21 protein-coding genes and 1 pseudogene are annotated in these 25,152 nt (G+C 37.4%); 20 read left to right on the forward strand and 2 right to left on the reverse strand.

Annotated features, from left to right (window positions below):
- Positions 1 to 39: 39 nt before the first annotated feature.
- The 3 genes from pfkA (at position 40) to H280_RS0117440 (ending at position 3,623) form a co-directional block, all read left to right on the forward strand.
- Positions 40 to 999 carry a 6-phosphofructokinase gene (pfkA, locus tag H280_RS0117430; protein WP_020062418.1) on the forward strand — a complete coding sequence of 320 codons (960 nt, stop codon included), beginning with the start codon at positions 40 to 42 and terminating at the stop codon, positions 997 to 999.
- Between the two features lie 54 nt (positions 1,000 to 1,053).
- Positions 1,054 to 2,811: a pyruvate kinase gene (gene pyk, locus H280_RS0117435; RefSeq protein ID WP_020062419.1), complete on the forward strand. Its 1,758-nt coding sequence runs from the start codon at positions 1,054 to 1,056 to the stop codon at positions 2,809 to 2,811.
- Positions 2,812 to 3,233: 422 nt separating this feature from the next.
- Positions 3,234 to 3,623 (forward strand): FxsA family protein, encoded by a 390-nt coding sequence (locus tag H280_RS0117440; RefSeq protein WP_020062420.1) that lies wholly within the window; start codon positions 3,234 to 3,236, stop codon positions 3,621 to 3,623.
- Between the two features lie 374 nt (positions 3,624 to 3,997).
- On the opposite strand, the gene ytvI is transcribed toward H280_RS0117440, so the two are convergent.
- Entirely contained in the window at positions 3,998 to 5,104 is a 1,107-nt protein-coding gene (ytvI, locus tag H280_RS0117445) for a sporulation integral membrane protein YtvI (protein WP_020062421.1), read from the reverse strand.
- 470 nt (positions 5,105 to 5,574) lie between these two features.
- On the opposite strand from ytvI, the gene H280_RS0117450 reads away from it, so the two are divergent.
- From H280_RS0117450 to H280_RS0117470, 5 genes are all read left to right on the forward strand, one after another.
- Positions 5,575 to 6,036 carry a DUF441 domain-containing protein gene (locus H280_RS0117450; protein ID WP_020062422.1) on the forward strand — a complete coding sequence of 154 codons (462 nt, stop codon included), beginning with the start codon at positions 5,575 to 5,577 and terminating at the stop codon, positions 6,034 to 6,036.
- A 429-nt stretch (positions 6,037 to 6,465) separates the two neighbouring features.
- Positions 6,466 to 7,584: a citrate synthase gene (gene citZ, locus H280_RS0117455; RefSeq protein WP_020062423.1), complete on the forward strand. Its 1,119-nt coding sequence runs from the start codon at positions 6,466 to 6,468 to the stop codon at positions 7,582 to 7,584.
- Between the two features lie 132 nt (positions 7,585 to 7,716).
- Complete coding sequence (icd, locus tag H280_RS0117460) at positions 7,717 to 9,009, forward strand: NADP-dependent isocitrate dehydrogenase (protein ID WP_020062424.1); 1,293 nt, start codon at positions 7,717 to 7,719, stop codon at positions 9,007 to 9,009.
- A 20-nt stretch (positions 9,010 to 9,029) separates the two neighbouring features.
- Positions 9,030 to 9,968, forward strand: coding sequence for a malate dehydrogenase (gene mdh / locus H280_RS0117465; RefSeq protein WP_020062425.1), 939 nt, complete (start codon positions 9,030 to 9,032; stop codon positions 9,966 to 9,968).
- Positions 9,969 to 10,178: 210 nt separating this feature from the next.
- Complete coding sequence (locus tag H280_RS0117470; RefSeq protein WP_020062426.1) at positions 10,179 to 10,652, forward strand: MaoC/PaaZ C-terminal domain-containing protein; 474 nt, start codon at positions 10,179 to 10,181, stop codon at positions 10,650 to 10,652.
- A 345-nt stretch (positions 10,653 to 10,997) separates the two neighbouring features.
- On the opposite strand, the gene H280_RS0117475 is transcribed toward H280_RS0117470, so the two are convergent.
- Entirely contained in the window at positions 10,998 to 11,321 is a 324-nt protein-coding gene (locus tag H280_RS0117475) for a YnfA family protein (RefSeq protein WP_020062427.1), read from the reverse strand.
- A gap of 600 nt (positions 11,322 to 11,921) precedes the next feature.
- Here H280_RS0117475 and H280_RS0117480 point away from each other — a divergent pair.
- The 12 genes and pseudogenes from H280_RS0117480 to H280_RS25845 all read left to right on the forward strand — a co-directional run.
- Positions 11,922 to 12,638, forward strand: coding sequence for a response regulator transcription factor (locus H280_RS0117480; RefSeq protein ID WP_020062428.1), 717 nt, complete (start codon positions 11,922 to 11,924; stop codon positions 12,636 to 12,638).
- Positions 12,631 to 14,391: a two-component system histidine kinase PnpS gene (gene pnpS, locus H280_RS0117485; protein ID WP_020062429.1), complete on the forward strand. Its 1,761-nt coding sequence runs from the start codon at positions 12,631 to 12,633 to the stop codon at positions 14,389 to 14,391. Before H280_RS0117480 ends, pnpS begins: the two co-directional genes overlap by 8 nt.
- Before the next feature lie 296 nt (positions 14,392 to 14,687).
- The gene (gene polA, locus H280_RS0117490; RefSeq protein WP_020062430.1) at positions 14,688 to 17,321 is read left to right on the forward strand and encodes a DNA polymerase I; all 2,634 of its coding nucleotides are present in this window, start codon (positions 14,688 to 14,690) and stop codon (positions 17,319 to 17,321) included.
- Between the two features lie 12 nt (positions 17,322 to 17,333).
- Positions 17,334 to 18,164, forward strand: a complete 831-nt coding sequence (gene mutM, locus H280_RS0117495; protein WP_020062431.1) for a DNA-formamidopyrimidine glycosylase — start codon at positions 17,334 to 17,336, stop codon at positions 18,162 to 18,164.
- Positions 18,165 to 18,343: 179 nt separating this feature from the next.
- Positions 18,344 to 18,976 (forward strand): sporulation membrane protein YtaF, encoded by a 633-nt coding sequence (gene ytaF / locus H280_RS0117500; RefSeq protein WP_020062432.1) that lies wholly within the window; start codon positions 18,344 to 18,346, stop codon positions 18,974 to 18,976.
- Positions 18,977 to 19,024: 48 nt separating this feature from the next.
- Entirely contained in the window at positions 19,025 to 19,627 is a 603-nt protein-coding gene (gene coaE / locus H280_RS0117505; protein ID WP_020062433.1) for a dephospho-CoA kinase, read from the forward strand.
- Between the two features lie 108 nt (positions 19,628 to 19,735).
- Positions 19,736 to 20,764 carry a glyceraldehyde-3-phosphate dehydrogenase gene (locus tag H280_RS0117510; RefSeq protein WP_020062434.1) on the forward strand — a complete coding sequence of 343 codons (1,029 nt, stop codon included), beginning with the start codon at positions 19,736 to 19,738 and terminating at the stop codon, positions 20,762 to 20,764.
- A gap of 373 nt (positions 20,765 to 21,137) precedes the next feature.
- The gene (speD, locus tag H280_RS0117515; protein WP_177206909.1) at positions 21,138 to 21,521 is read left to right on the forward strand and encodes an adenosylmethionine decarboxylase; all 384 of its coding nucleotides are present in this window, start codon (positions 21,138 to 21,140) and stop codon (positions 21,519 to 21,521) included.
- Positions 21,522 to 21,719: 198 nt separating this feature from the next.
- Complete coding sequence (nrdR, locus tag H280_RS0117520; RefSeq protein ID WP_020062436.1) at positions 21,720 to 22,181, forward strand: transcriptional regulator NrdR; 462 nt, start codon at positions 21,720 to 21,722, stop codon at positions 22,179 to 22,181.
- Between the two features lie 324 nt (positions 22,182 to 22,505).
- A complete protein-coding gene (locus H280_RS0117525; RefSeq protein WP_020062437.1) occupies positions 22,506 to 23,894 on the forward strand; it encodes a replication initiation and membrane attachment family protein in 1,389 nt (462 codons plus the stop codon).
- 29 nt (positions 23,895 to 23,923) lie between these two features.
- Positions 23,924 to 24,862 carry a primosomal protein DnaI gene (gene dnaI, locus H280_RS0117530; RefSeq protein WP_020062438.1) on the forward strand — a complete coding sequence of 313 codons (939 nt, stop codon included), beginning with the start codon at positions 23,924 to 23,926 and terminating at the stop codon, positions 24,860 to 24,862.
- A gap of 127 nt (positions 24,863 to 24,989) precedes the next feature.
- Positions 24,990 to 25,152 (forward strand): annotated as a pseudogene (locus H280_RS25845) (IS5/IS1182 family transposase); the annotation flags it as partial.

Here is a 25,152-nt window from a genome sequence, read left to right on the forward strand (position 1 = left end):
TTTATTATAAGGCAAATAATCTTTATGAGGTGAGTACTAATGAAACGTATTGGTGTTTTAACAAGTGGTGGAGATTCACCTGGAATGAACGCTGCTATTCGTGCTGTTGTTCGTAAAGCAATATATCATGATTTAGAGGTGTATGGTATTTATCATGGATACGCAGGATTAATTTCTGGTCATATTGAGAAATTAGAATTAGGTTCTGTAGGTGATATTATTCATCGCGGTGGAACAAAATTATATACAGCAAGATGTCCTGAGTTTAAAGAACTAGAAGGACAATTAAAAGGGATTGAGCAATTAAAGAAATTTGGTATTGAAGGACTTGTTGTTATTGGTGGGGATGGTTCTTACCAAGGTGCGAAAAAATTAACAGAGCATGGTTTCCCATGTGTTGGTGTACCTGGTACAATCGATAATGATATTCCTGGTACGGATTTCACAATTGGTTTTGATACAGCTTTAAATACTGTTATCGATGCAATTGATAAAATTCGTGATACAGCTACATCCCATGAACGTACATATGTAATTGAAGTAATGGGTCGCCATGCAGGTGACATCGCATTATGGGCTGGTTTAGCAGACGGTGCAGAAACAATTTTAATTCCAGAAGAAACTTATGACATGGAAGATGTAATTGCTCGTCTAAAACGCGGTAGTGAACGCGGAAAGAAACATAGTATCATCGTCGTAGCTGAAGGTGTTGGCAGTGCGATTGAAATTGGTAAACAAATCGAAGAAGCGACTAATTTTGATACACGTGTTACAGTATTAGGTCACGTGCAACGCGGAGGATCTCCAAGTGCGATGGATCGCGTATTAGCGAGTCGTCTTGGTGCAAGAGCAGTTGAGCTTTTATTAAAAGGACAAGGTGGCCGCTGCGTAGGTATTCAAAAAAACCAACTTGTTGATCATGATATTATTGAAGCATTAGCGAAAAAACATGAAATTGATGCAGAAATGTATCAATTATCAAAAGAATTATCCATCTAATTGGTGTAATATAAAGTTAATGGTAACGTTTTCATAAATATTCGGAGGTGCGGTATGCGCAAAACTAAAATTGTATGTACAATCGGTCCCGCTAGTGAAAGTATTGAGAAGTTAGAACAATTAATCGGAGCAGGTATGAACGTTTGTCGTTTAAACTTCTCTCATGGTAGTCATGAGGAGCATGGATTACGCATTAAAACGATTCGTGAGGCTGCAAAGAAAACAGGGAAAACTGTAGCGATCTTACTTGATACAAAAGGTCCGGAAATTCGTACACATGACTTTGTAGACGGACAAGCTGAACTAAAAACAGGTGCAGAAGTTGTTATTTCTACAGAGCAAGTGTTAGGAACTGCTGAAAAGTTCTCTGTAACTTATGCAGGACTTTATGACGATGTAGACCCAGGTTCTCGCATTCTAATTGATGACGGTCTTATTGAGTTAGAAGTAATTGAAAAAGGAAACGGCGATATCCGCACAAAAGTGTTAAACAGCGGTATGGTAAAAAATAAAAAAGGTGTAAACGTACCAAACGTAAGTATTAAGCTTCCTGGTATTACGGAAAAAGATATTCAAGATATCGTCTTCGGTATCGAGCAAGGCGTTGACTTTATTGCAGCTTCTTTCGTACGTAAAGCATCTGACGTATTAGAAATTCGTGAGCTATTAGAAGCACACGGTGCAGGGTACATTCAAATTATTCCAAAAATCGAGAACCAAGAAGGTATCGATAATATCGACTCTATCTTAGAAGTTTCTGACGGTTTAATGGTAGCACGCGGTGACATGGGTGTAGAAATTCCACCAGAAGAAGTACCGTTAGTACAAAAGCGTCTAATCAAAAAATGTAATGTATTAGGAAAGCCAGTTATCACTGCAACGCAAATGTTAGACTCTATGCAACGTAACCCTCGTCCGACGCGTGCGGAAGCAAGTGACGTAGCAAACGCTATTTTCGATGGTACAGATGCAATCATGCTTTCTGGTGAAACAGCAGCAGGCTTATATCCAGTTGAAGCAGTGAAAATGATGGCGAATATTGCACTTCGTGTCGAAAAATCACTACAATATGAAGATATGTTCCAAAAACGTCTTAAAGAGCAATCTTACTCAATCACAGATGCAATTAGCCAATCTGTTGCACATACAGCGCTTGCACTTGATGTAGCGGCAATCGTAGCTCCTACAGAAAGTGGTTATACTGCAAAAATGATTTCTAAATATCGTCCGAAATCTCCAATTGTAGCTGTAACATCTAATGAGCAAGTATGTCGTCGTCTTGCCCTATCTTGGGGTGTACAAGCGTTTATGGCCGAGGAAAAAGCGAAATCTACAGATGAAATGTTAGAAACAGCGATTCAAACAGCTATGGATGCAGAGATGATCGGTCTTGGTGATACAGTTGTAATTACTGCTGGTGTACCACTTGCTGAAACTGGCACAACAAACTTAATGAAAATTCATGTTGTTGGCGAACAAATCGCTAAAGGACAAGGAATTGGTCGTAAAACGGCAAAAGGTAAAGTTGTTGTAGCTAAAACAGCTGAGGAAGCAATAGCGAACGTAACAGAAGGTTCTATTCTTGTTACAGTAAGCACTGATAAAGATATGATTCCTGCGATTGAAAAAGCAGCAGCACTTGTTGTAGAAGAAGGCGGATTAACAAGCCATGCAGCGGTTGTTGGTGTATCGATCGGCATTCCAGTTATCGTTGGTGTAACAACTGCAACTGCTACGCTAAAAAGTGGCCAAGAAGTAACAGTTGATGCAGCGCGTGGAATTGTATATAATGGACATGCGGAAGTGCTATAAGTAATAATATGAGGGGAAGGATGCGAATCCTTCTCTTTTTTTTACAAAAAAATAATATAAAAACCCCTTTCTTTATAGGGGGGGCGAGAGCGTCTGGTCATGCATAGAAGCGGTTAGGGCCTTTTTCTACCACATGCGAAGTTTAAAACAAAGGGAGAGAGCGAGAGTTGGTCCTGTTGTGTTCTGCATAGCAGCGGCTTATAAAGAAAGCGGAGTATACTGTTTAGACATGAGGGTCTACAGGTTGGAGCTAGACAAAGATGTTGAAAAATTAAAATGGATCTAGACCTCGCCGCCTTTCTTTGTTTTAAAACTTTGCGCGTGGCAGGATCGGGCCTTGACCGCTCTTGTACATAGCCAGTCCCTCTCGCCCGTTTTAAAAATGCTTTTAATGGATTTATATAGAGGGAGAGGTGAGTGGAATGAAGGTGTTTCTCTTTTTATTTATTTTAATTCCAGCATTAGAAATTACGGTGCTGATTGGATCGAGTCAGTGGATTGGGCTATGGTCGACATTTTGTGTTATTATGCTAACGAGTATAATTGGAGCATATATAGCAAAGCGGCAAGGATTAGCTGTATGGAGAGATATTCAATATCGGCTTAGTAGAGGTGAGCTTCCAGGAGATGCGGTATTGGATGCAATTTGTATTTTTGCTGGTGGTATACTTTTAATGATTCCTGGTTATATAACAGATTGTGTAGGAATGGTTTTACTGATTCCAGTAGCGAGGAAACCAGTGAAATATATGATTATCAAATGGATGGAACGAAAAATAAATCGAAACAATACAATTATTGTGCAAAAATAACGCTTGAGAGAGAAAAACTCTTCAAGCGTTATTTTTTGTCGGAAATACAGATGAATATTTATTCACTTGTAGGAAATGAAGAAAAGTAGAGTATTTTTATTCATTTTTATAAATAAAAAAACGAGGAGGGGCTTCTCCTTGTTTTAGGTGTTTTTTATATAGTGAGGATAACTAGTCAGCCAAACATTTCATTTAAAAGTTTTGTAGGAGGCATAATTTCAGTGGAAATATACCATTATCACCTCTAGAGAGTCTCAGTCTAGCAGGAAAAGGGACTGACCGCTTCTATGCACTGCCAGTCCCTCTCGCCCATTTTAAAAAATGCTTTTCTGCTTTTTTTCATAAAGCGACTAAGTAGTTACTAGTGAGTCCCTTTACCCCTTTATAAACTTCCAAAGGTCTTTAAATACATTTGCTTTATGCAATGTATTTAATAAAACGAGTGTGACAGGACCGATAATTAATCCTAAAAAACCAAATAGTTTAAATCCGATAAACAAAGAAAATAATGTTGGCAGTGGATCAAGTCCTATGTTAGATGATAATACTTTTGGTTCCATTAATTGACGCTGCACAATGACAACGATATATAAAATAAGTAAACCGAGTGCGAAGGCAGTATTTCCTGTAAAAAATACATAAATGATCCATGGAACGAAAACAGCACCTGTTCCTAAGTATGGAAGCAAATCCACAACGCCTGTAATAAGGGCAATCGTAATTGCATACGGTACACGTAAAATTAAAAGGCCAATTAGAACGATAATGGTCGTCATGGATATGAGAGTAAATTGTGCTTTTACAAATCCAAACAAAGCTTTTCGTAAATCAACAAAAATTGTTTTTCCATAACCGTGTAATCGATTAGGTAAAAATTTTTCTATTTTACGGGCAAGGTGGTGCCAGTCATAGCTAATAAAGAAAGTAGCTAACAAGACGAATACAAGAACAGTTAAGGTGGTCGGAAGAGCGCTAATGAAGTTTGTTAATCCGCTAATAATAGCTGTCAAAATGGATTTCATTTGTTGCGTTGCTTCTGCACCGAGATTTTGAATGTTTGTTGTAATTGTACTTTGTTGTGTTGCACCAAGATGGTTAAACTTAGCGATCAAATCGTTGTAGAGTGGCATAATATTGGTAAGCGCAAATTCCTGTAAATATTGAACGAGAGACGGGAATTTTTCTGGTACGATTTGTAACAAGTATGTTGCTGCGGAAATAGCTTCTGTTACGAGATACGTAACGAGCCCAACGATAGCACCAAACACAAGAATGAGGCTAATTAGGACAGATAAAGCACGAGGAAATCGCAGTTTTCGATCGAGAAAGTTTACAACTGGATTGATCAAATATGCAATTGCAAAAGCAATAATAAATGGATAGACAAGACCTGCTATATACAAAAGTGCACATATTCCTAATATAGTTGCTGCAATAACAAAGAGAAGTCGAAGTGCTATGTAGAGTGAATTTCGATTCAAAGGTGTTTTCCCTCCTCTATAAAAATGTTACGTATGAGCGAGGCTTGTGTAATTATTCACTTGAAAGTATACATCAAATGATGAGGTGCTTTCATGCCTCTTTTGTAAATGGTATGATGTAATATAGATTATTTCTTTCTTATTTTACCTTGTTCTTATAAGAAAGAAAAGGAAAGGACTCACTTTTGATATAATATGGAAACGATTCGCTATTTGAAGGGTAAATTCCTTTTTTATTTCAAAAAAGGGTCCCATATATAAATCCAACTTGACTTTCCAGCACACAAGACGCCGCCATGCCAAGCAAAAAGTAACTGGCTCCTTGTGTTTAAAACCTGGCACGTGGCAAAAAAGGCCTGACCGCTTCTATGTATGGCCAGACGCTCTTGACTATCTAAAAAAGAAAAGGTTTTTAATTTGGATTCGTATATTCAAATACCCTTCATTATTTTCAAAAAGGATGTGACATCATGATTAGTCAGTCGACTTTATTTTTATTCATACTTCTTCTTATTGGACTTATCGCAAAAAATCAATCTTTAACAGTAGCGGTTGGCGTTTTACTTTTGCTGAAGTGGACGTTTTTAGGAGATAAGATTTTCCCTTATTTGCAAACGAAAGGAATTAATCTCGGGGTTACCGTTATAACAATCGCGGTCCTTGTTCCAATTGCAACAGGAGAGATTGGATTTAAGCAGCTTGTAGAGGCGACAAAATCTTATTATGCTTGGATTGCTCTCGCTTCAGGTATTGCGGTGGCGCTTATTGCAAAAGGCGGCGTGCAACTTTTAGCCCATGATCCGCACATTACGACTGCTCTTGTATTTGGAACAATTCTTGCGGTAGCGCTATTTAATGGAGTGGCGGTAGGACCGTTAATTGGAGCAGGAATTGCCTATGCTGTGATGAACATTATACAGCTGTTTAAATAAAAAAATTTATTTTAATATAAATTTTTCGAATTCTATCCATTCACAAAAGTCAGATAATTGTTTATAATGTATTTAAGGCACTTCTTCGAGTTACATAACAGCATAGACCTACACCAGATAAAATAAAAATAACATGAAATAATTTTGTTAATATTGTTTTATGCTGTTTTTATAGGAAAGCTCTCCGAAATTATATTTCCACACTATGTGTCGTTTTAGGCGTGGGGGTTCGGGGAGAAGCTCACGCCCATGCTACAAAGTGTGGGAAGATAGATAGATGTAAAAATGGTAATGATTGTGCCATTGTGTATTTCACTTGTTTAAGAGGTGAACGGGTGCTCATTCACTTTTTTAAACAGTGGAACACACATTTAATTGAGAAAAAGGTATTAGGTTGGGGAGAAATTTCGCGGAAAAGGAGAGATTATAATGACTGTTATTCGAGGTTTAGAAGGGGTAGTAGCAACAACATCATCTGTAAGTTCTATTATTGATGATACATTAACTTATGTGGGATATAATATCGATGATTTAGCTGAAAATGCTACATTTGAAGAAGTTGTATATTTATTATGGCATCGTAAACTTCCAAATGAAGTAGAATTAGAGGAATTAAAAACACAGTTAGCCGAGCATGCGGCAGTGCCAAAAGATATTTTGGAATATTTACAACACACAAATTTAACAGTTGCGCATCCAATGTCAGTTTTACGTACAGCAATTTCCATGCTATCATTGTATGATGAAAGTGCTGAATTAATGGATGAGGCATCTAATTATTTGAAAGCGGTTAAATTACAGGCGCAAGTTGCAACTCTTGTTGCAGCATATGCGAGAATTCGCAAGGGGTTACCTGTTATTGAGCCTCGTAAAGATTTATCATTAGCTGCAAACTTTATATATATGTTAAATGACCGTGAGCCAAATGAAGTTGAAATTGAAGCGTTTGATAAAGCGCTTGTCCTTCATGCGGATCATGAGTTAAATGCATCTACTTTCACAGCACGTGTTTGTGTGGCTACACTTTCTGATATATATTCCGGTATTACAGCAGCAATTGGTGCTTTAAAAGGACCACTTCATGGCGGAGCGAATGAAAACGTAATGAAGATGCTAATGGAAATTGGGGAAGAAGAAAATGTAGAATCATATATTCATAATGCACTTGACAATAAAGTGAAAATTATGGGATTTGGTCATCGTGTATACCGGGGTGGTGATCCACGTGCAAAACATTTACGTGAAATGTCTAAGCGATTATGCGTGCTAACAGGACAAGAGAAGTGGTATAATATGTCTATTAAAATTGAAGAGCTTGTAACTTCAGCAAAACATCTTCCACCGAATGTAGATTTTTATTCTGCATCTGTGTACCACTGCTTAGGAATTGATCATGATCTATTTACACCAATCTTTGCAGTCAGCCGTATGTCTGGTTGGTTAGCTCATATTCTAGAACAATATGAAAATAACCGCTTAATTCGTCCACGCGCAGATTATACTGGTCCGATTAACCAACGCTATGTACCAATCGGACAAAGAATATAATGCGCTTTCATTAATCTGACTTTTTCGTAAAGATATAATGATTGAAATATTTAAACTTGAATTGTGGTTTGAACTGAGGGATTTATCCCTCAGTTTCATATATATGAAATTTCAAACATGGGGGTAATCACATTGACTACAGGAGAAAAAATTACCGTAACAAATGGCGTTATGAATGTACCTAACAATCCAATCATTCCGTTTATTGAGGGAGATGGAATTGGACCAGATATTTGGGCGGCAGCATCTCGCGTGTTAGAGGCGGCTGTTGAAAAAGCATATAATGGTGAGAAGAAAATTGTTTGGAAAGAAGTGCTTGCTGGAGAAAAAGCATTTAATCAAACAGGTGAGTGGTTACCAGAAGAAACATTAGAATTGATTCGCGAATATTTAATCGCAATTAAAGGACCGTTAACAACTCCTGTTGGTGGCGGAATTCGTTCTTTAAACGTAGCACTTCGTCAAGAATTAGACTTATACGTATGTTTACGTCCTGTTCGCTATTTTGATGGAGTTCCTTCTCCTATTAAGCGTCCAGAAGATACTGATATGGTTATTTTCCGTGAAAATACGGAAGATATCTACGCTGGTATTGAATATGCGCAAGGTTCTGAAGAAGTTCAAAAGCTTCTTGCATTTTTACAAAATGAAATGGGTGTGAAGAAAATCCGTTTCCCAGAAACTTCTGGACTTGGTATTAAACCAATTTCTGAAGAAGGTACAAAGCGTCTTGTTCGCGCTGCGATTCAATATGCAATTAATGAAAAACGTTCTTCTGTTACATTAGTTCATAAAGGTAACATTATGAAATTTACAGAAGGTGCTTTCAAAAACTGGGGTTATGAAGTAGCAGAACAAGAATTTGGTGACAAAGTATTTACTTGGGCTGAATATGATCGCATTGTTGAGAAAGAAGGAAAAGACGCTGCGAATAAAGCGATGGCAGACGCAGAAGCGGCTGGGAAAATCATCGTAAAGGATTCAATTGCAGATATTTTCTTACAACAAATCTTAACACGTCCACGCGAGTTCGACGTTGTAGCAACAATGAACTTAAATGGCGATTATATTTCTGATGCACTTGCAGCACAAGTTGGCGGCATCGGTATTGCACCTGGTGCTAACATTAACTATGTTACGGGACATGCTATTTTTGAAGCGACACACGGTACAGCTCCAAAATATGCAGGTTTAGATAAAGTAAATCCATCTTCAGTTCTTCTTTCAGGGGTATTAATGTTAGAACATTTAGGATGGAATGAAGCAGCGAATTTAATTACTAATTCTGTAGAAAAAACGATTGCTTCAAAAGTGGTAACATATGACTTCGCACGTCTAATGGAAGGTGCAACTGAAGTGAAATGTTCCGAATTTGCTGACGCTCTTATTAATAATATGGACGCAGCGGTTATTAAAAACGCATAATTCAAAGTGGGGGAGAAATTATGACAATCAAACGCAAAAAAGTTTCAGTCATCGGTGCAGGATTTACAGGGGCAACAGCAGCATTCTTATTAGCGCAAAAAGAATTAGCAGACGTTGTATTAGTGGACATTCCACAACTTGAAAATCCAACAAAAGGGAAAGCGTTAGATATGTTAGAAGCAAGCCCTGTACAAGGTTTCGATGCTAATATTATCGGTACATCCGATTACGCAGATACAGCTAATTCTGACGTTGTAATTATTACGGCTGGTATCGCTCGTAAGCCAGGTATGAGCCGTGATGATTTAGTAGCAACAAACTCTAAAATTATGAAAAGTGTAACGCAGGAAATTGCGAAATATTCCCCGAATACAATTATTATTGTATTAACAAATCCAGTTGATGCAATGACATATTCTGTATTTAAAGAAGCTGGATTCCCGAAAGAGCGCGTTATCGGTCAATCAGGTGTATTAGATACAGCTCGTTTCCGTACATTTATTGCACAAGAATTAAATCTATCTGTGAAAGATATTACAGGATTTGTTCTTGGTGGACACGGTGATGAGATGGTGCCGCTTGTTCGTTATTCTTATGCAGGTGGTATTCCGCTTGAAACATTAATTCCGAAAGAACGCCTAGATGCGATTGTTGAACGCACTCGTAAAGGCGGCGGTGAAATTGTAAATCTATTAGGAAACGGTAGTGCATACTATGCACCAGCTGCTTCTTTAGTAGAGATGGCTGAGGCGATTTTAAAAGACCAACGCCGCGTATTACCGGCTATTGCATATCTTGAAGGTGAATATGGCTATAGCGATCTTTACTTAGGTGTTCCAGTTATCCTTGGTGGTAACGGAATCGAAAAGATTATTGAATTAGATCTCCTTCCGGAAGAAAAAGAAGGATTAGATCGTTCTGTAGAATCTATACGCAGTGTAATGAAAGTTCTTGCATAAAAAGGAAAGAAAGAAAAAGATTCGGGAGCCCCGAATCTTTTTCCACTATTATAAGGATATTTTTGTAAAATAATTCGAAAGCGTTAACAAAGGGGTATCCTACACTATAAAACATAGACTTGTAGCAAATGTTCTCTTATCTTTATAAAGATTCGTATAATATACCACTTCGAGTAGGATAATGAAAATATCGATCGGAGGGATTGTATCATGTTAAAGAAAAGAAGCAAATTAGGTCGTAAAATGGATGAAATTACAGTAGGAGAAAAGTTATCCGTTACAGAGAAAATAGAAGACAAAGATTTGTTATTATATTTAGGATTAACGAATGATTCGAATCCGTTATATATTCAGCATGATTACGCATCCCAAACTCCGTATGAAAAACCAATTGTACCAACGATTATGTTAACGGGGATTGTTACAACTGCGGTTACAAAATACTTACCTGGCCCAGGAAGTCACGTCGTAAGACAAGAAATCGAATTTAAAAAGCCTGTGTATCACTACACAACGTTGCAAATTCATTTTGAAGTTGTTTCCGTTTACCCAGAAGATCATTTAATTGAAATGCAGATGGTTGCGTACAATGAACAGGAAGAAGAAGTAATAAAAGGGTTACTAAAAGTAGCACCGCCGCATCATTTAACGACGATATTTGAAAGATCTCTAGATAACTTTTAATGAAAAGTAACTACTTAGTCATTTTATGAAAAAAGGCCAAAAAGTATTTTTTAAAAATGGTCGAGAGGTACTGGCTGTGTATAGAGGCGGTCAGTTCCTTTTCCTGCCACGCGCAAAGTTTAAAACAAAGATAGACAGCAAGTAGCGGCCATGTTTTGTTCTGCATAGCAGCGACTTAGATGTTAAAAAGTCAACTTGTATTTATATATAGTACAAAAAGATAGATAGGGCATAAGATTTTGTGCCTTATCTATCTTTTTTCTTGTTATATTAATATGTATAACGCCTCTTTTATTAAGTTTTTCTTATTCTGTTTACACAATACTACGTAAAGAGGTAGGAATTTTATCCACGCGGCCATAACATAATAAATACGCCGACGATACAAACGGAAGTTCCAGCCCAGTCGAATAAGTCGGGAGTTTTCTTATCAACCCACAATCCCCAAAGCAAACTCATGACAATAAACACGCCACCGTAAGCTGCATACACTCTTCCGAAGCTTGAGAAAACTTGGAACGTAGCGATAACACCATATAAAAATAAAATAACTCCTCCGATGATCCCGATTCCAATAGAACCGCCTTCGCGCAGCCATTTCCAAATGAGGTAACCGCCGCCAATTTCAGCTAAACCTGCAAGGAAAAAGATAATAAATGCTTTAAACATAAAAGCTCCTTTCGATAAAACAAAATTAAAAAACGAAATAAAAGCCCTTTCTTTTTCGGAGGGCGAGAGCAACTGGCCATGCATAGAAGCGGTCAGTGCCTTTTTCTGCCACAGGCAAGGTTTAAAACAAAGGGAGAAAGCAAGTGCATATCACTTTTGTTTCACATAACAGCAACTTGGATGCTGAAAAAATCAAATGGATATATATAAATTAAATTTGAAACAACGACATAAAAGCCTTTTTTGGTGGGCGAGAGCATTTGGCCATGCACAGAAACCGGTCAGTGTCCTTTTCTGCACAGGCAATGTGAAAACAAAGGGAGCAAACGAGTAGCATATCACTTTTGTTTTACATAACAGTAACTTTGATGTTGAGAAACTAAAATGGACCTATATATAACTCATGTTCTTGTTTTCTTGTATAAGAGTAACATAAAGTGAGATGGCAGTCAGGAGGGACTGTTTATGGAGTGAGGAATAAAGTCGCATTTTTCACAGCACAATTGTATTGAGAGGGTTTTTGTTTTCTAGTATGATGGAAATATCGGGGAAGGATACTAGGATGAGGAAGGTTTAGAGCCTATAACTTGGAGGAATAGAATGAGCAATCGAATTTTGGTCGTAGATGATGAGGAGTTTATTTTAACTTTAATCGAATTTAATCTGCAGCAAGCGGGATTTGAGGTCATAACAGCGATGGATGGGGAAACAGCGCTGCATAAAGCGCAGACAGAACGCCCTGATCTCATTATATTAGATTTAATGCTTCCGAAGATGGATGGCATGGAAGTTTGTAAAGAACTTCGTCTAGGTCGTATCATGATTCCTATTTTAATGTTAACTGCAAAAGATGATGAATTTGATAAAGTACTAGGACTTGAGCTTGGAGCGGATGATTACATGACCAAGCCGTTTAGTCCAAGAGAAGTAGTTGCGCGTGTAAAAGCGATTTTGCGCCGTACGAAAATTAATGATGAACAAGCTCAGGAAGTAGAAGATGAAAATAGTATGATCATTGCTGAATTAAGAATTTTACCAGATTTTTATGAAGCCTATTTTAAAGGGGACAAGTTAGAACTTACGCCAAAAGAATTTGAATTACTCGTATATTTAGCGAAACATAAAGGTCGTGTGTTAACGCGTGATCAGCTGCTAAGTGCAGTGTGGAATTATGATTTTGCTGGTGATACACGTATTGTTGATGTTCACATTAGTCACTTGCGAGATAAAATCGAAAAAAACACAAAAAAACCAACTTATATTAAAACAATCCGTGGATTAGGTTATAAATTGGAGGAGCCAAAAGGAGATGAATAAATTTCGCTCAAGGCTTCTCCTTACTTTTATCGCTCTCATTGTTCTTATTATCGTTGGAACAGGGATATTGATTGAAAAAGTATTTGAAGGATTTTATGTTGATCATGTCCATGAGAGAATCGAGAAAGAAACAAAGTATATTGCTTCTGTCGTTGAGGCGGAAGGAATTGATCATGTTCTAAAGAACCCAAATGTATTTTTAAAAATAGAAGAGTATTTCGGTTTATACGTAACGTTTCTAGATGAACAAAAACAAGTTCAATATACTACTGTAAAAGAGCAGACGGTGCTACAGAAAGAAGTGATAGAAGAACTTCTTCCTGAAACGAGAAAACAAACGCATACAGTGGTGATGAAGGAAACAAATGATAAATATCCTTATTATTATGCGACTTTTATTCAAGATGCACAGGGGAAGAAAGGGTATCTCATTAGTAACGCTTCTATAGAATCTTTGAAAACTGTGCATCCGAAAATGTGGGGTTTGTTAATTGTTGGCTTTATTAGTTCTTGTCTCGTTGTTATATTTCTTGGGATGAAAATTACAGCGCACTATATTCGGCCGATTGAGTCTGTTACAAAAGTAGCTATCGAATTGGCGAAAGGGAACTATAAAGCGCGTGCGTATGAAAATCATTCGGACGAGACGGGAATGCTCAGTAAAGCAATGAACATTTTAGCGCGTAATTTACAAGAGATGACATTAGAGCAAGAAATGCAGCAGGATCGGTTGCATACACTTATTGAAAATATGGGAAGCGGTATGATTTTAATTGATAGCCGTGGTTATATTAGTCTTGTTAATCGCTCTTATAAAGAGATTTTTCATGTAACAGATGAAGAGTATTTGCAACGTTTATATTATCAAGCATTTATACATAAAGAAATTGTTGAACTCGTGGAAGAAATTTTTATGACAGAGGTTAAAGTGCGAAAACAAATGTTATTGCCTCTTGAAATTGAAAGAAAACACTTTGAAGTGTACGGTGCTCCTATTATTGGAACGAACCATGAATGGAAAGGTATTGTCCTTGTTTTTCATGATATTACCGAGCTTAAGAAGCTTGAGCAAATGCGTAAAGATTTCTTGGCGAATGTTTCGCATGAGCTGAAAACACCAATTACATCTATTAAAGGATTTTCAGAAACATTACTTGACGGAGCGATGGAAAACCAACAGTTTCGTGAGCACTTCTTACATATTATTTTGAAAGAAAGCGACCGAATGCAAGCGTTAATTGAAGACTTACTTGATTTATCGAAAATTGAGCAACAAGGGTTTCAATTAAATATGGGTGTTGTTGACTTGAAAGAGCTACTAGAAGAAGTTGGAATGATATTAAATAATAAAACTGTAGATAAAGACATTCGTTTGCATGTTGATGTGAATGAACATGTTTCTGTCATAGGTGATGCAGTGCGATTAAAACAAGTTTTTATTAATTTAATGAATAATGCAATTCTATATACGCCAGCTGGGGGAACTGTTTCTGCTAAGTTTGCTTATGATAGTGAAAACGTATATATAAAAGTGTCGGATACAGGTATTGGAATAGAAAAAGAAGAGATTCCTCGTATTTTTGAACGTTTTTACCGCGTTGATAAAGCACGCAGTCGTAATACGGGTGGTACAGGACTTGGGTTATCCATTGTGAAACATTTAGTTGAAGCGCACCATGGGATGATTACTGTAGAAAGTAAGATTGGGGTTGGAACGACATTTATTGTTACTCTTCAAAAGTATAATAAATAGACATTTACATTATATTAACAATAGCTTCATTTTATATTAATAAAGCCCTGTTACTATAATATATGAAAACCCCTTCATCCAAGGAGTAGTTTGGGACGAGGATAAGGAAACTTATTCTCGTCACTTCCCTTTTTTATGACAAAATAGTTTCTACTTATTATGTTAAATATAGTTATAAAGAAAGCCGTTGTTTTTCTTCTCTCTTTGAGTCGTGGTAATATAGAGAGAAGAAAAGGAACGGTTTTTTCTATTGTATTGAAAAATCGTTTTAACTTTTTACGGGGAGGTTGTTCCATTTGGAAAAGAAAGTTGTTTTAGTTGATGGAAATAACATTGCGTATCGCGCGTTCTTTGCGTTACCACTTTTAAATAACGATAAAGGTATACATACAAATGCCATTTATGGTTTCACGATGATGCTAATGAGAATTTTAGAAGAAGAAAAACCAACGCATATGCTCGTTGCGTTTGATGCGGGGAAAACAACGTTTCGTCATAAAACATTTAGTGAGTATAAAGGTGGCCGCCAAAAAACGCCACCAGAATTATCAGAGCAGTTTCCATTCATTCGTGAATTGTTAGATGCATTTCATGTGTCTCGCTACGAATTAGAGAACTACGAAGCGGATGACATTATGGGAACATTGGCTAAAGAAGCGAGTGAGCAAGGTATTGAAGTAAAAGTGATTTCAGGAGATAAAGATTTGCTTCAACTCGTTTCAGACAATACGCGCGTTTGTATTCCGCGTAAAGGAATTACAGAAGTAGATGAGTATACGAAAGAAACGTTATTTGAAAAATACAGCTTATCGCCACAGCAAATTATTGATATGAAAGGGTTAATGGGAGATCAATCAGATAATATCCCAGGTGTCCCTGGTGTTGGCGAGAAGACAGCTATTAAATTGTTAACACAATTTGAAACAGTAGAGGCTGTATATGAAAACTTAGACAAAGTGAGCGGTAAGAAATTAAAAGAGAAGCTTGAAGAGAATAAAGAACAAGCATTAATGAGTAAAGAGTTAGCAACAATTATTACCGATGTACCAGTTACAATTCATATAGAAGATATTGCTTATAACGGATATGAGAATAGCGATGTAATCCCGATGTTCGAGAACTTAGGGTTCCATTCTCTCTTAACGAAGCTCGGTGCACCAGTTGTAGAAACGCCTGCAGCTGAGCTAGATGATATTTCATTTGAAATGGTAGAAGAAGTAACTGAGGAAATATTGCAGCAGGATAGCGCAATCATTGTAGAAGTGCAAGAAGATAATTATCACGAAGCGGATATTCAAGGGTTTGGTATTCAAAACGAAAATGGATGTTACTTTGTTCCGGCTAATATTGCTTTATCATCACAAGCTTTTACGGACTGGTTAGCGAATCCAGAAATGAAGAAGTATACATTTGATGCAAAGCGTGCAATTGTTTCGTTAAAGTGGAAAGGCTATGAAATAAAGGGAATTGATTTTGATTTATTAATTGCAGCATATTTACTTGACCCAGCAGAGACAGATAAAGATTTCCGTGCTGTTGCGAAAATGAAAGATATGCATGCTGTGCAATCAGATGAGGAAGTATACGGAAAAGGTGCGAAACGTGCTGTACCAGAGCAGGAAGTTGTCGCGGAACACGTAGCACGAAAAGTGCATGTGTTATATGATGTACAGCAATCGTTTGTTGAAGAGTTAAAAAATAATGAGCAGTACGAATTATTTACTGAACTGGAAATGCCGCTTTGCCGTGTATTAGCTGATATGGAATGTAAGGGCGTTATGGTTGATACAAATCGTCTCCGCAGGATGGGGGATGAATTAGCTACGCAGTTAAAGCAAATGGAAGACGAAATTTATGAGCTGGCAGGAACAGAATTTAATATTAATTCGCCGAAGCAGCTTGGTGTCATCTTATTTGAAACTTTAAACTTGCCGGTTATTAAGAAGACAAAAACAGGTTATTCTACATCGGCTGATGTGTTAGAAAAATTAATGGAGCATCATGAAATTATTCCGAAAATCTTGCATTATCGCCAGTTAGGGAAATTAAATTCTACGTACATAGAAGGATTATTAAAAGTTGTGTATACAGATTCGTCTAAAATTCATACGCGCTTTAACCAAGTGTTAACACAAACAGGGCGTTTAAGCTCAACGGAACCTAACTTACAAAACATTCCGATTCGTTTAGAGGAAGGAAGAAAAATCCGTCAGGCGTTTATTCCGTCAGAAAAAGATTGGGTTATGTTTGCAGCGGATTATTCTCAAATCGAATTACGTGTATTAGCTCATATTTCGAAAGATCACGGTTTAATTGAAGCGTTCCAACACGATATGGATATTCACACAAAAACAGCGATGGATGTGTTTGGTGTTGAAAAAGGCGATGTAACCTCTAATATGAGACGTCAGGCGAAAGCGGTAAACTTCGGAATTGTATATGGAATTAGTGACTACGGTTTATCACAAAACCTAGGTATTACGCGAAAAGCAGCAGCTGATTTCATTCAAAAGTATTTAGAGAGTTTTCCAGGAGTCAAAGAATATATGAGTGATATTGTGCAAGATGCGAAACAAAAAGGCTATGTATCGACATTGCTAAATCGTCGTCGTTATATCCCGGAAATTACGAGTCGTAATTTTAATGTGCGTGGCTTTGCAGAGCGGACTGCAATGAATACACCGATTCAAGGAAGTGCTGCTGATATTATCAAAAAAGCAATGATTATTATGGCGGATCGATTAGAAGAAGAAGGGTTACAAGCACGTCTTCTTCTGCAAGTGCACGATGAACTTATTTTCGAAGTGCCGCAAGAAGAGGTAGAGAAGTTAGAGAAGCTTGTACCTGAAGTGATGGAGCATGCGATTGAGCTTTCCGTTCCATTAAAGGTTGATTATTCATACGGTCCAACGTGGTATGACGCAAAGTAAGGAAGTGATAGTATGCCAGAATTACCAGAGGTAGAAAATGTAAGGCGAACGCTAGAAGGGCTCGTCAAAGGAAAGACAATCGAAGAGGTGATTGTAACATATCCCAATTTGGTGAAAGAGCCAGATGATGCCGAACTTTTCAAAGAGATGCTGCGCGGCGAAACGATTGAAGAGGTCAGACGCCGCGGCAAGTTTCTTCTTATATATGTAACCCGTTATGTCATTGTGTCTCATTTACGAATGGAAGGGAAGTATATGCAATGCGATAGTGAGGATCCAGTTGATAAGCATACACACGTCCGTTTTCGTTTTACAGACGGTACAGAACTTCGTTACAAAGATGTACGGAAATTTGGCACGATGCATCTATTTGAAAAGGGTACAGAGTTTACAGTTATGCCGCTTGCAGACTTAGGGCCGGAGCCCTTTTCAACTGAATTAACCTCTGCATATTTACGAGGAAAATTGCAAAAAACGGCTCGGAAAGTAAAGGTTGCCTTACTGGATCAACGTATTTTAGTGGGTCTTGGTAATATATATGTAGATGAAGTGTTATTTCGTTCACGTATTCATCCAGAGCGAGAAGCGTCTTCTTTAACGAGTGAAGAACTTGAAACATTGTATAAAGAAATCGTTGCAACTTTATCGGAAGCAGTAGAGCGCGGTGGAAGTACAATTCGTACGTATGTGAATTCACAAGGGCAGATTGGTTCATTTCAAGAGCGTCTTTACGTATATGGAAGAAAAGGTGAGCCATGTGTAACATGTGGCACTTTACTTAAAAAAACAGTTGTTGGCGGGCGTGGTACACATTATTGCCCGGCTTGTCAGCCGAAAAGTTAAACAAACGAAACATTGGTAAAAAAATTTACTGCCCGTAAAAGTCCGATTGGGGAGGGTTTCCACCAGTGGAGGATAAAAACACCTCGCTGATGGAAGTTTCAATTTATTTTTCACAATAACATCGGATAGGCTTCTGTCATATATATAAGCAAAGCTATATATAGGGAAGGAGCTTATCGATGTATCATTATTTCTCTCTTATTTTATTAGCTTTTACGTTAAGTTTAGATAGCTGCAGTGTAGGGCTCACGTACGGGCTCCGGAATGTTCGTATTCCACTGAAATCAATTATCGTAATCGGGATTTGTTCAGCTGTTGTGATGATACTTTCAATGGGAATCGGACATATGATTGCTCAAATTTTTTCACCGGTGGTGGCGAAAAGAATTGGAGGATTCGTTCTTGTAGTAATCGGTGCGTGGGTGTTGTATCAATTTTTTCAAAGTGATAAAAAAGAGGATGCAATGCAAGAAGAAAAAGTATGGAACTTAGAAATTGCGTCTCTCGGTCTTGTCATTCAAATTTTACGAAAACCGACTGTTGCTGATTTTGATAAGTCTGGGATTATTTCGGGAATAGAAGCACTTCTCCTTGGTATGGCACTTTCATTAGATTCATTTGGAGCTGGGATTGGTGCCTCTTTACTTGGGTATTCCCAATTTCTGATGGCAGGATTAGTTGCGGTAATGAGCTCGCTATTTTTGTTCATCGGAATGAAAGTAGGGACCGTATTATCAAATATGCGATGGCTACAAAAATTCACGTTTTTACCAGGTGTATTACTTATTATTATTGGAATTTGGAAAATGTAAAAGACGTGAAACGATTGTTTCACGTCTTTTACTATAAGGGGGATTATGATGACAGTTGTAATTGGATTAACAGGCGGCATTGCTAGTGGAAAAAGTACGGTATCAAAAATGTTTCAAGGTTTTCACATTCCAGTCATTGATGCAGATATTATTGCAAGGGAAGTTGTGGAGCCTGGTAAGGAAGCGTATAACGAAATTGTAAAAGCATTTGGAAAAGAAGTGCTTGAGGAAAATGGAGAGTTAAATCGCCCAAAACTTGGCAGCATTGTATTCCATAATGAAGAAAAACGGTTGCTGTTAAATGGTATTGTGCATCCAGCTGTACGAAAGGAAATGAATGCACAAAAGGATAGATACATAAGAGAAAATGCGCAAGCGGTTGTGCTCGATATTCCACTCTTATTTGAGAGTAAATTAACAAGTCTTGTCGATCAAATTTTACTTGTTTATGTGGACGGTAAAACGCAAATGACAAGGTTAATGGAACGCAACAATTTTACAGAAGAAGAGGCAAAAGCAAGAATTGCTTCGCAAATGTCATTGCAAGAAAAAATAGCATTAGCAGATAAAATGATTAATAATAATGGCACAATAGAAGAGACGGAAGCGCAATTAAGGAATATTTTAATGGAATGGAACATTATTAAATAAAAAAATTGAAAATAATGAAATTGTTTAGTGACATATCTTCTTTTTGTGCTATACTATTATTGGGGTTAGAGATAAATAGTATAACGCAATCAAGGGGGACAACATATTATGATTCGTGTGGCAATTAATGGATTTGGACGTATTGGGAGAATGGTGTTTCGTCAGGCAGTAAAAGAAAGCGCATTCGAAATTGTAGCGATTAATGCGAGCTACCCATCTGAAACGTTAGCACATTTAATTAAATATGATACAGTTCACGGTAAATTTGATGGTACAGTAGAAGCGTTTGAAGATCATTTATTAGTAGATGGTAAAATGATTCGCCTTTTAAACAACCGCGATCCAAAAGAATTGCCTTGGAAAGAAATGGAAGTAGATGTTGTGATAGAAGCGACAGGCAAATTTAATTCTAAAGAAAAAGCAAGTCTTCACGTAGAAGCTGGTGCGAAAAACGTTATTTTAACTGCACCAGGAAAAAATGAAGACGTAACAATTGTTGTTGGTGTAAACGACGAACAACTTGATATTACAAAACATACCGTTATTTCAAATGCATCTTGTACAACAAACTGTTTAGCACCTGTTGTAAAGGTGTTAGATGAGCAGTTTGGAATTGAAAACGGTTTAATGACAACAGTTCATGCATATACAAATGACCAAAAAAATATTGATAATCCACATAAAGATTTACGTAGAGCACGCGCTTGCGGGCAGTCTATCATTCCAACAACGACAGGGGCTGCGAAAGCGTTAGCAAAAGTTCTTCCACATTTAAATGGAAAACTTCATGGTATGGCACTTCGCGTTCCGACGCCAAATGTATCTCTTGTTGACTTAGTTGTAGATGTAAAACGCGACGTAACAGTAGAAGAGATTAATGAAGCATTTATGAATGTTGCGAATGGTGCATTAAAAGGGATTGTTGCATTTAGCGATGAGCCGCTTGTTTCTATCGATTTTAATACAAATACTCATTCTGCGATTATTGATGGTTTATCTACAATGGTAATGGGCGATCGAAAAGTAAAAGTACTTGCTTGGTACGATAACGAATGGGGCTATTCTCGTCGTGTTGTAGACCTTGTAAAGCTTGTTGTAGATCAATTTGCGAAACAAGAAAACGTACAACATATTTAATAGGTGAGAAAAGGGCAGGCGTTAGCCTGTCCTTTTCTCTTTTCATAATAGAAAAATATTACATATTTTTTTAGTGTAAATCACCTAGAACAGCTGTGATTACTGTGATTTGGAATCGTTTCTACTTTTTTAGAAAAATAACAGGGAAAGATGTCATCTGAAAAAATAAAAAACTGTTGTTGCAAAATGAAAATAAACAAAGTATACTAACACTCGTAAACTTAAGAGCTGAGGTACGTAGTCACTACTTAAAGGGTTAGGACCTCTCTGGACTAACTTTCCCCCGTGGTAGTGGAGCAAGCCAAATTGCAAATTAGTTTTCAATTCGAACAGTTAGATTAAATTTATGAGGGGGAACTGTAGAATGGATACTATGGACACTATGGGTCGTCACGTAATCGCGGAACTTTGGGATTGCGATTTCGACAAACTTAATGATATGCCTTATATTGAAAGGTTATTTGTGGATGCAGCACTTCGAGCAGGCGCTGAAGTACGTGAGGTTGCTTTCCATAAATTTGCACCACAAGGTGTAAGTGGAGTTGTAATTATTTCTGAATCTCACTTAACAATTCATAGCTTTCCAGAGCATGGTTATGCAAGTATTGATGTATATACTTGTGGTGATCGTATTGATCCAAATGTTGCAGCGGAGTACATCGCTGAAGGTTTAGGAGCGAAGACGAGAGAAAGTATTGAACTTCCTCGTGGTACAGGTAGCTTCGAAATTAAGCAAAGAGAGACAAAAGCTCTTTAAAAAAGAAGATAATTGATTTAAAATGTAAAGAGGTGTATAATGCACCTCTTTTTAGTATTTCTATATCTATTTTATAAGAAGAAATTTATTGATACATAAGTATATTTGATTAAGTGTTTATAATATAGAAGAGAAAATTCTTGTTTATAATGTTTTAGTTTTGTTAAGATAAAATTAAATTGTAAAGGAGTGAATGGATTGCGTTGTCCATCCTGTTTTCACAATGGTACGAGAGTATTGGATTCGCGTCCGGTTGACGAAGGACGATCAATTCGCAGAAGAAGAGAGTGCGAAAGCTGTTTCAATCGCTTTACAACATTTGAACGCGTCGAAGAGCCGCCGCTTATTGTTGTAAAGAAAGAAGGGACGCGGGAAGAATTTAACAAAGAGAAAATTTTGCGCGGTTTAATTAAAGCGTGTGAAAAGCGGCCTGTAACGTTAAAACAATTAGAAGAAATCACGCAACATGTAGAACGGGAATTGCGTAATTTAGGAATGTCAGAAGTAAAAAGCGATATGATTGGTGAAATGGTCATGGAAGCGCTTCGTGATATTGATGATGTTGCATATGTGCGTTTTGCATCTGTTTACCGACAATTTAAAGATTTGAACGTATTTATTGAAGAGTTGAAAGATATTCTTCAAAAAGAACGAAAATAAAAGAGCTAGAAGCGTAAGCTATTAGCTCTTTTTTCACTAATATATAAATACAAATTGAAAAAAACGACATAAAGCCTCTTTCTTTTAGAGGAGGACGAGAGCATCTGGCCGTGCATAGAAGCAGTTAGGTCCTTTTCCTGCACATGCGAGGTTTACAAACAAATCAAGCAAGTAGCAGGCATGTTGTATTCAGCATAGCCGTGACTTATATGTTGAAAAATCAAAATGGATTTATCCCGCTATCTCCGCCTCGAAATTCAGAGAAAAACGAAGAAGATAAGAGGAACTAACCGTGAGAACGAATGACAGAAAGGATTTGCAAGGATGGAAAGACAGTTATGGATGGAACTGTTGCCAATTGATCGTTATAAAGTAAGTGCAAGAGGGCTGCTCAGCAACTATGATCGTAAAGTGCTGACAATGTTATATCAACCACTCATTGGTAGTAAAGCTTTTAGCCTATATATGACATTGTGGGGAGAGTTAGAGCAGGACCGTTTATTTGGAAAAGAAAATACACATCATTCTATTATGGTAACGATGCAAATGCAGCTCCCGGATATTTATGAAGAACGTCTAAAACTAGAGGCGATAGGACTTTTAAATGTGTATGTGAAAAAGGAAAAAGATATTCGCATGTTTATTTATGAGTTACAGCCACCGCTTATGCCCAAACAGTTTTTTGATGATATTGTATTAAGTATTTTTTTATATAACCGCTTAAGCAAGGCGAAATATAACCAAGTGAAGCAGTATTTCTTAGAAGAAGAATTTGACTTTGTTTCATATGAAAATGTAACACGATCCTTTAATGATGTGTTTGGTTCTTTTAATCCAGGACAAGTTGAGCATGTGAAAGAAGAATTGTTTATACCAAACAGAGCTGTAATGCCGAGCAGAGCAGAGGGGAATGTACCTCAAATTTGGAATGATTTCTTTGATTTTTCATTATTTGTAGAAGGATTATCAGCGCTTGTGCCGCGCAAAGCAATTACGGATCAAATGCGTGAATGTGTGATTATATTAGCTTATGTATACGGTATTGATCCGTTATCTATGCAAAATATTGTTCTTGGTGCTGTTACGGAGCATAATACAATTGATATGGAACGATTGCGAAAAGGTGCGCGTGATTGGTACCAATTTGAGAATGGACAGGCGCTTCCTAAGTTTAGTGAGCGGGCGCAGCCATTGCATGCGCGGACGATGAAGGAGAAAGAACCGACAACACAAGAAGAGATGCTTATTAAACAGTTAGAGGAAATTTCACCAAGAGAGTTATTAAAAGAAATTTCGGGCGGGGCTGAACCGACGAAGGCTGATTTGCAAATTATTGAAGATGTGATGTTGAAGCAGAAATTAACGCCAGGTGTTGTAAATGTGCTTATTTATTATGTAATGCTGCGTTCTGATATGAAGTTGGCGAAATCGTATGTAGAGAAAATTGCCGGACACTGGGCTCGTAAAAAAATTACAACCGTAATGGAAGCGATAGGGCTTGCGAAAGAGGAAAATCGTCAATATCAAGAATGGGCAGAAATAAAGAAAAAAGGAAAGACAACGAAGAAAACGGTTCGTAAAGAACTTGTACCAGACTGGTTAAAGGAACAAACAGAAGATAGCGAGCCATCGCATCGTAGTGAAGAGCAGGGAAAATTAGAAGAAGAGCGTAAAAAGTTAGAGGAAGAGCTGAAAAAGTATAAGCGAAACTAACAAAGGCGAGCTCCTTTTGAGGTGAAGAAATGGAACCAATTCAAAATACATTTGCGAAGTTAATGCAAAATAAAAATTTTAAGAATAGATATGAAGTATTAAAAGAAGAGGTAATGGCGCATCCTCGTGTGAAAGCATTTATAGAAGAACATCAAGGCGAAGTAACAATGTCAATGGTTGAGCGCAGCCTTGTGAAGCTATATGAGTACATTGGGCAAAGCGTTGGATGTAAAGATTGTCCAAACTTAGAATCATGTAAAAACATGATTCAAGGATACGAACCGAAGCTCATTATTCAAGGGAAGATGATTGATATTCAATACGATCGCTGCGTAAGAAAAGTGGCTTATGATGAACGGAAAAAGCATGAGAAACTGATTCAAAGTGTGTATATGCCAAGTGATATTTTGCAAGCTTCGATGGAAAATTTAGATCCATCTGATTTAGAACCGCGTATTCAAGCGATTCGTGCTGCAAATGAATTTTTAAGTGAATATGAGGTAGGGAAAAAAGTGCAAGCACTCTATTTCTACGGATCATTTGGAGTAGGGAAAACATATCTTTTAGGGGCGATTGCCAATGAACTAGCACTACGTAAAATTAGTTCTATGATTGTCTACTTGCCAGAATTTTTGCGTGAGATTAAAAGCTCATTGCAAAATAATACAATTAGCGAAAAAATTGATGCGGTAAAACGTGTTCCGGTACTCATGTTAGATGATATTGGGGCGGAAGCAATGTCAAGCTTTGTACGCGATGATGTACTTGGAGCGATTTTACAGTTCCGGATGCTGGAGAACTTACCAACGTTTTTCACATCTAACTTTGATTTTAAACAACTCGAGCATCATTTAACGTATACACAGCGCGGAGAAGAAGAAGAAATGAAAGCAGCTCGCATTATGGAGCGTATTAAATATTTAGCGAAGCCGATTCCGATTGGTGGAAAAAACCGTAGGCATACGTAAAGAGCAAGCAGTGAGGAGGCCACTGAAAAAGTCTTCATAGAAAAAACGAAAGCTTCCTCGATGAAATCGAGGAAGCTTTCGTTTTTTTCATGTATAATAGTTGTAATAATTCTAGGTGGTGTCTCGGATGATTTCAAAACAACAATCTCTTAACCTTAGCCCATTCATGGCGATTTACGATATCGTCATACCAAAAGATAATATGCTCCGTCAATTTAATGAAATGGTAGATTTTTCTTTTGTTTTAGAGGAACTGAAAAGTAAATATTGTCTCGATAATGGCCGCAACG

The organism is Bacillus sp. 123MFChir2, assembly GCF_000383235.1.
In the GTDB taxonomy this organism is placed as follows: domain Bacteria; phylum Bacillota; class Bacilli; order Bacillales; family Bacillaceae_G; genus Bacillus_A.